This is a genomic window from Geothrix oryzisoli (assembly GCF_022808865.1).
Classification (GTDB): Bacteria; Acidobacteriota; Holophagae; order Holophagales; family Holophagaceae; genus Geothrix; species Geothrix oryzisoli.
Map to the genome: position 1 here is coordinate 651,680 of NZ_JAKZLB010000003.1, position 6,967 is coordinate 658,646.

Annotated in this window: 7 protein-coding genes; 3 read left to right on the forward strand and 4 right to left on the reverse strand. The window is 57.9% G+C overall.

All coding sequences use genetic code 11. From position 1 onward, the window contains the following. Positions 1-16: 16 nt before the first annotated feature. Both MLE43_RS11110 and MLE43_RS11115 read right to left on the reverse strand, forming a co-directional pair. Positions 17-1,486 (reverse strand): HAD-IG family 5'-nucleotidase, encoded by a 1,470-nt coding sequence (locus tag MLE43_RS11110; protein ID WP_243303971.1) that lies wholly within the window; start codon positions 1,484-1,486, stop codon positions 17-19. A gap of 9 nt (positions 1,487-1,495) precedes the next feature. Continuing rightward, positions 1,496-1,888 (reverse strand): SprT-like domain-containing protein, encoded by a 393-nt coding sequence (locus MLE43_RS11115; RefSeq protein WP_243303973.1) that lies wholly within the window; start codon positions 1,886-1,888, stop codon positions 1,496-1,498. A 352-nt stretch (positions 1,889-2,240) separates the two neighbouring features. Here MLE43_RS11115 and MLE43_RS11120 point away from each other — a divergent pair, with 352 nt between their 5' ends. Continuing rightward, complete coding sequence (locus tag MLE43_RS11120; protein ID WP_243303975.1) at positions 2,241-3,626, forward strand: coiled-coil domain-containing protein; 1,386 nt, start codon at positions 2,241-2,243, stop codon at positions 3,624-3,626. A 35-nt stretch (positions 3,627-3,661) separates the two neighbouring features. Here MLE43_RS11120 and MLE43_RS15100 read toward each other — a convergent pair whose 3' ends face one another. Further along, positions 3,662-3,892 carry a tyrosine-type recombinase/integrase gene (locus MLE43_RS15100; RefSeq protein ID WP_420843190.1) on the reverse strand — a complete coding sequence of 77 codons (231 nt, stop codon included), beginning with the start codon at positions 3,890-3,892 and terminating at the stop codon, positions 3,662-3,664. On the opposite strand from MLE43_RS15100, the gene MLE43_RS11125 reads away from it, so the two are divergent. Further along, positions 3,838-5,634 carry an RHS repeat protein gene (locus MLE43_RS11125; protein ID WP_243304004.1) on the forward strand — a complete coding sequence of 599 codons (1,797 nt, stop codon included), beginning with the start codon at positions 3,838-3,840 and terminating at the stop codon, positions 5,632-5,634. The genes MLE43_RS15100 and MLE43_RS11125 overlap by 55 nt on opposite strands. Before the next feature lie 12 nt (positions 5,635-5,646). Then, positions 5,647-6,279 (forward strand): hypothetical protein, encoded by a 633-nt coding sequence (locus tag MLE43_RS11130; RefSeq protein ID WP_243303977.1) that lies wholly within the window; start codon positions 5,647-5,649, stop codon positions 6,277-6,279. A gap of 389 nt (positions 6,280-6,668) precedes the next feature. Here the strand turns inward: MLE43_RS11130 and MLE43_RS11135 are convergent. Further along, positions 6,669-6,967 (reverse strand): hypothetical protein (locus MLE43_RS11135; protein WP_243303979.1); only part of this gene is annotated, 299 nt, incomplete at its 5' end.

Consider the following 6,967-nt stretch of genomic DNA (forward strand, 5'->3'; position numbering starts at 1 on the left):
CCGGAAGCGGGTCGGATCACCCCATCCGTTCGTGAGGCAGGGTGGGCAGGGGGGCGTACACCGTTGCGTGGGGATCGTACATGTAGAGGTTGCCCACGCGGCCGGTATAGGCGCAGGCGAACTGCTGGATCTGGTCCGCGAAGCGGGTCTGCTCGTCCCGGTCGCGGAACATGGGCCCCCAGGTGGGATTGAAGGCGGCTTCCACGGATTTCGTGAGGGTGTCCAGCTCCAGGCTCTGCAGCTCCGCCCGCCGCTGCAGGGCCTCGGCACTGCTGGCCAGGTGGGCGGCCTCGTGGTCCAGGGCGATGGCGGCTTCGGTGCTGAGGCGGGGCCCCAGCACGTGGCGCCGCACCCGGTTGCGTTTCCACTGGTCCATGAGCACCGAGGCCCGGCGGAGGGTGCGCCGGCGGATGGTCTCCAGGCGCAGGAGGTCGCGCATGTCCTGGTTCCGGGCTTCGAGCAGCTTGATCTCGTGTTCCAGCTCCGGCACCAGCAGCAGGGTCCGCCAGGAGGCGTTCTTCTTGGACCGCAGCACGTCGCCGTAGATGTGGTCGCCCACATAGAGGATCTGCTCGCCCTCGGCCCCCAGCTGGGCCTCCAGCCAGGCGGCATGGCCGCCCGTGAAGCACCGCGGCCAGCCCGCAACGGGAAGGGGCTCCGGCGTTTCGGTGAAGAAGGCCGGCTTGCGGCTGCTCACCACCACCAGGTCGAAGTAGTCCGTCCAGCGGGGCCGGGCCTCGTCCTGGCCGTCCAGCAGGTGGCCCAGCACCCCGGCGGTGAAGCTCCACTCGCTGTTGGTGAGGAGGAAGAGCTTTTTCCCCTCGCGCTTGAGCCGGTCCAGGGCCAGGGCCAGCTGGGGATCCTGCGGGATGAAGAAGTGGCGGTGCTCCAGGATCTCCGCCTTCATCTCGCCATTGCGGTGGGCGGTGTCCACGGCCCAGCGCACCTCCCGGAAGAGCTGGAGGTAGTTCTCGGCCTTCAGCAGGCCCTGGTCGAAGCCGTCGACCAGGCGGGCGTAGAGATGGCTCTCGGGGATCTCGAAGAGCGTGTCGATGTTGCGGAAGCCCTTGGCGGTCGTGGAGAGGCGCCGCCGGCCGTACACCGCCTCCACTGCGGGCCGGGGCAGGACCCGGGTGCCGTGGCAGGCGCGCACGACCTGGCGCTCGCGGTTGAGCTTGAGCAGGTTGCCCCGCAGGCCGTCCAGCACCAGGCCGCGCACCGCGAAGGCGGGGTCGTAGTCGATCTCCAGGAGCCAGGGCGAGTAGCCGTGGTCGCGCACGAGGAGCCGGGCGGCCTTCTTGAAGGCCAGCTCATCGATTTCCGGTGCGCGGTAGCGCGCCAGGGTGTGGTCCATGTCGAAGCCGATGGCCCGGATCTCGCCCAGGGGCAGGGTGCGCAAGGCGAAGAGCTTGTGTTCCGGCGGCAGCCGATCCTCCCCGTCCAGCAGCGGGGGCGTGGCCAGCAGGGCGAGGTCCCGGGCAGTCATGGAGCGAGTCTACTCTTCAGTCCCGATGCCATGCGTGATGCTCTGGTGCCCGAACACTTCCCAGGCCAGCTGGCGGAAGCGCTCGGTGTGGCCCCAGTCCTTCTCCCGGTCCATCCAGAGCTTGTAGTGGATCAGCTCGTGCTCGAGGATGCGCTGCTGCACCTGCTCGGGGTCGTGGCAGTTCATCCCGCACACCTGCTGCGGCCAGGGCCAGTCCCGGCGGCGCAGCAGGGGGATGCTGAGCCGGATCTCCGGATGCCACTTGCCCCGAGAATCCTTCTCGATCACGAAGAGACCCGCGCACCGCGCCATGCGGGGCGACCAGATCACCGGAGGCGGCGCGAGCTCCCACCCCGCCTCGCGGAGGATGGCCTGGGCCCTGTGGCGGAGCGTGAGGTTCATGCTTTGATTTTGGCGGATTTCAGCTTGGGTTGGGTCACGGCCGGGCCATCAGTCAACAGCTGAGCCTGTAACTGAATCTGTCCAAGGTGACCCGCGATGGGTCGTCCGTGGGTCGCCTCGAGCGGTTTCGCTCCCCCGCGAGCATGGGAATATCCCTTGGCCCGGACCTACCTCACGGGGTCGATGGCCTCGGGTATCACATCTTTACAGGTTCCGAAGTAAATCATTGTGGTTAGAACTGTTTGCCTGGAGGTCGAGGGTGGGGGTCGCCCCCTTACCCACTTCTTTCCTTCAATGGGGCCATCCAGTAGAATTCCGATATCCATATCATCTACATAGCCGAGGAGCCGCCGTGAGGGCCTTCAAAACCAGGCTTACGAAAATCAAGAAATTGATCACCGAAAAGATTCCGGATGGGAAGGATGTTCTCGGCTTTGCTGGAGTCACCCGGGAGATGCTCCAGAACACCTGCCAGGAAATCTATGACCTGTCGGATCAGATTGAGGCGAAGGACGACGACCATCATTTCGAGGTCATCGCCCTAAAGAGATTTGAGAGCGATCTCCACGAGAAGCTAAACGATTTTCTTGAGCACGGCGTTTCGTCCGACAAGGTGAAGGAGAAGTTCGACAAGTTCCTGACAGATCTCAGCAAGCTCTACGAACGGACGAAGCTCGTCTACTTCATCGTGAACAAGAACGGCCTCCGCGATGACCTGGAACTGGCGAACCTTCGGGCTCAGGTGGAGGCACTGAAGGCGCAGAAAATCGAGTACGAAAAGCTCATCTCCGACCTGGCCACTCAGGCAGAGGCCGCCAAGACCCTGCACGGCACAATCACGACTGAACACGCTGCGGCCCAGACGGCCATTTCCGGATTCAGATCGCAGGCTGAAACGGATTCCAGTGAGGTCGCCACTGCCAAGGGCGAGGTGATCACCTGGCACAAGTCCATCTCTGAAACCCATGAAAAAATGGTGGGCTGGGACAAAGACATCGAAGGCACCCTCAATGATGCGAAGGCGAATGAGGGCCTGATGAAGGGACATCTCGGCACGATGAGTGCGTCTCTCACGACTCTAAACGAAGCCATTGTTGGTAGTGCCAAGCTCACCGAAGAATCCAGGGCCACCGCAGACAAAAACACAAACCTCATCTCTCAGATCGAGGCAACCCTGGGAGATGCAAACCGCACGAGCATGGCTGCCTCCTTCAAGGAGCGCATGGAGGAGATGACAGAGGTTCGTGACTCCTGGAGAAACATCTTCATCGCAGTGATGGGTGTATTCGTCGCTGCTTCAATTGGCATCATCTATTTCCACCTGAGCAGCGTAACTGTGAGCCTACAGGCTCTCGTGGCGAGACTGACCATCCTCACCCCTGTGGTCTGGTTGGCCTGGTTCGCCGCTCGCCAGTACGGCTTCGCGAACAAATCACGTGAGGACTATGCCTTCAAGTACAGTTCCGCGATGGCCTACGAGGGTTACCGAAAGGCCGTGAGGGAAACCCAGAACAAGGAACTCGAACAGGTTCTCATCGAGATCGCCATGTACAACATGGCGCTCCACCCCATCCGCTTGTATGCCGCAGCCCAGTCAGACCACGCGAGCCCCTTTTCCGCCTTCCTAGATCAGGTATTCGAGCGCATTCCGGGACTCAAAAAACTCAAAGTCCAGACTGCCGCCATCAGTGGTGAGGCTGAGATAGCTTCAGCACCCTCGGGGGTGGGTAAGAGCTAAGGGATTCGATCCATCTTCGATGGAGCGATGAACGTTTAACCCACGAGGTTGATCGCCTCGCGCATCTCCTCCTCGCGAGTTTCGATGTAGATCATCGTGGTCTCAACCTTCGAGTGCCGCATGAGCTTCTGGATCGTCGGGAGCGGGACGCCACGCTTGTTGAGAATGTTGGCGAAGCTTGAGCAAAGTAGATCGAGGCGATTTGACCCGTGTGACCCATATGGCTCTTGCCGGTGTTCTAGAAGATGATGCCGTGGTCTGGGCACCTGGGGGGCTAATGCTTAGTCGGGGGGTGGATGTATTCACCTACGACCCTCTTCAGCGGTTGTCCACTGCTCACGTTTTGAATCCTCAAACCGGCGCTTTCGTTGATCAGTCCTTTGCCTATGATCGATACGGTAATCGTGCCTTCACTTCCACAAACGCCGCAGCAGGAACTTTGGCTACGGATTCGGAAGCTCTTTCATGGTCAGCTAGTTATGTGTCAGGGAATGACCTTCCATCCTCGGTGAACACGGATGGGGGGAGTCTTCCAACTGGTGTGATCTATGATGACCTGGGCCGCATGTCCCAAATTTGGACAACCCCTGGACAAAGTGCTACCCAGACCAACTGGAATTACGATCCAAGCGGACGCATCGTTCAAGAAAATGGAACCACGTACCTGCTTGATTCTCAAGGTCTTCGCTTCAGGCGAAAGAAGACAGATGGTTCGATCCAATACACAGTATATGGATTCAACAGGGAACCGTTATCTATCTTTTCGGGCTCTACTTGGGCTCGGAGCATGGTGTACGGTTTCGGGCAGTTGGTGAGTGAGAGCCTACCTACCGGTAATATCTACATTCAAAGCGACCAGGTTGGGAGTCCTAATCTCACGACAGACTCATCTGGCGTTCTGGTGAACCGAACAAAGAACCTTCCATATGGTGAGCGGTTGCTAAATGCTTCCCCGGACGCTCCCAAAAGTATGCGCCGCTACACAAACCACGAAGACGATCCCGATTCAAATGCCATCTACATGCAGGCCCGTGAGTATCTGGCTGCCTACGGTAAGTTTGCTCAAGTGGACCCTGCCTATGACCAGACAAAAGATGATCCTGAATCCTGGAACCTCTATAATTACGTCACGAATAATCCAGTGACTAAGACGGACCCGGACGGACGAAGGTATGCTGACTCAGTCGCAGATGAATCATTCGCTAAGACTCAGGCACTTATGTATGATTTTTTTGCGAATTCTGGGGGAGTCGGGGCTTGGCATGCTGAGCACGATTTCGAACCCGCCCAAATTGCCGAGACTGCTCAGAACCCTCAACCGGCCGCAACAACTCCCACAATTGCCGGTGCCCAAGGTAACAATTCAACTCAACTAGAGGCCAAGGCTCCGGAGCCAACTACAACAGGTAACGCGCAAACAAATGCTTCTACATCTGGAGTGCTTGTAAGTCGCTCAGTAACAACGACACTAAGCATCGTGGATGGAGGCAGTGGTGATTACAATGCTTCATACACATTGACTCAAAGCACGACTTCTACTTATTGGGTTCCAAGTAGCAATGAAATGGTTGAACATACTGTCGACACGGTTTTAGCGCACGGTGATATAAGGACAGTTCCAGACAATTCGGGCAATGGTTCACCAACATTAAATGGAACTTATACATGGGTTAATCATGCGCACAATGGCGGTTTCCCAACTGTTCAGGTGAGGGGCGCTGATGGCTCAGGAGCGTTGGCGACGACAGGTCTTAACCCAAATACCGGAACATTCAGGCAAACAGGAATTAATATCCATCCCCCGAACCCAAATTCGAGTCGCGTTTGGCAAGAGCCTGGAGCCTCTCTAAGTAGCGCCTCTGCTCGTGAGCGCCCATTCAGCATGGGTTGCTGGCAGCCGCGTCCAGATGCCAACGGCAGAGCTTTAATTGATGGAATGCGGAATGCCAGGGGGAGCCGAGAGATTTACTTGAATACGAGTTGGAACGAGGGGCGCACCTTTGATTGAGGAGCTTGTGAGATGAGAAGTAATATTTCCCTTGCGCTGTCTATTAGCTTGCTTGCGGCTCCCCTAGGTGCGAACCAGCCTTCACCTCGTTCCCAAATAGGTGTTCATCAAATTACGCAGAAGGCATTGACAACGCTGGTGGTGAAAGCCGACAAAACCCTAACCCTCGATCAACTGTTGGGAGATTTCAAGCTGGTCAAGCGCATGGAATCTCCGGACAAAAAAATCTGCGTTTACTATGCAGAGCCATCGAAGCATCCTCGATGGACAGCGATCATTGGATGCTTGAGGGACAGCAATGAGGTCGCATTTTTAGAACTGAGGCAACGAACCAACGCGCCAGCTTCTAAGCTGGAATATGGCGATCAAGAGGCATGGATTCCGTTGGACAATGAGAAGGTTCTAATTTGGGCACCTTACCTGAAAATGGCATACCTACTTGAAGCAAGAAATGCTTTTAAGCGGAAGGAAGGCAAGAGCCTGAACGAATCGTTTATCGATATTGATCTGACATCCGCCAGCGTCTCAGATGCTTTAGTGCCGTATAAGGTGGTTCCTAGGAATGACGGGACAGATGAGCTAGATATAGTTCTCAACGGGCATCGGCTTCAGATGGATAGACGACCCTATTATTTCTGGAAGTGAAGCTCGCTCTCTGTGATTGACCACACTGAACTCATCAGCCCCCGCTAACCCCGGGGGCTTTTTCGTGCCCACGCCCGTGAGTGCGTTCCTACAGGAAAGGCGGCGGCGTGTGCTGCTGTGCGTGCCTGCGTGCGCGTGTGAGGCTGGCGAACCGGCATCCCCGTGACCTGGTGCCAGTGTTGTCCATCCGCCCCATCAACCCGACCATCCCCGGTGTACATCTTCGCTCTCGAGTAGGACTGACCGTGGAATCTCTTCTTTCTACCCCAACTCGGAAATGCCGGTCATCGGTGAGGTTCCTCATAGCAGTTTGGCCCAAAGGTTGCGCCTGTCACCGAGACTGTCCGGGCTCTTTCTAGCGGCATTGAACTAGCTGATTCAAGAAGAGTTCAAACCCAAGCGAACTTGTAGTGGATCAGCTCGTGCTCGAGGATGCGCTGCTGCACCTGCTCGGGGTCGTGGCAGTTCATCCCGCACACCTGCTGCGGCCAGGGCCAGTCCCGGCGGCGCAGCAGGGGGATGCTGAGCCGGATCTCCGGATGCCACTTGCCCCGAGAATCCTTCTCGATCACGAAGAGACCCGCGCACCGCGCCATGCGGGGCGACCAGATCACCGGAGGCGGCGCGAGCTCCCACCCCGCCTCGCGGAGGATGGCCTGGGCCCTGTGGCGGAGCGTGAGGTTCATGC

Excerpts from the sequence above, each read along its gene's own strand:
- MLE43_RS11110 (WP_243303971.1), bottom strand. The coding sequence starts at position 1,486 with ATGACTGCCCGGGACCTCGCCCTGCTGGCCACGCCCCCGCTGCTGGAC.
- MLE43_RS11115 (WP_243303973.1), bottom strand. The coding sequence starts at position 1,888 with ATGAACCTCACGCTCCGCCACAGGGCCCAGGCCATCCTCCGCGAGGCG.
- MLE43_RS11130 (WP_243303977.1), top strand. The coding sequence starts at position 5,647 with ATGAGAAGTAATATTTCCCTTGCGCTGTCTATTAGCTTGCTTGCGGCT.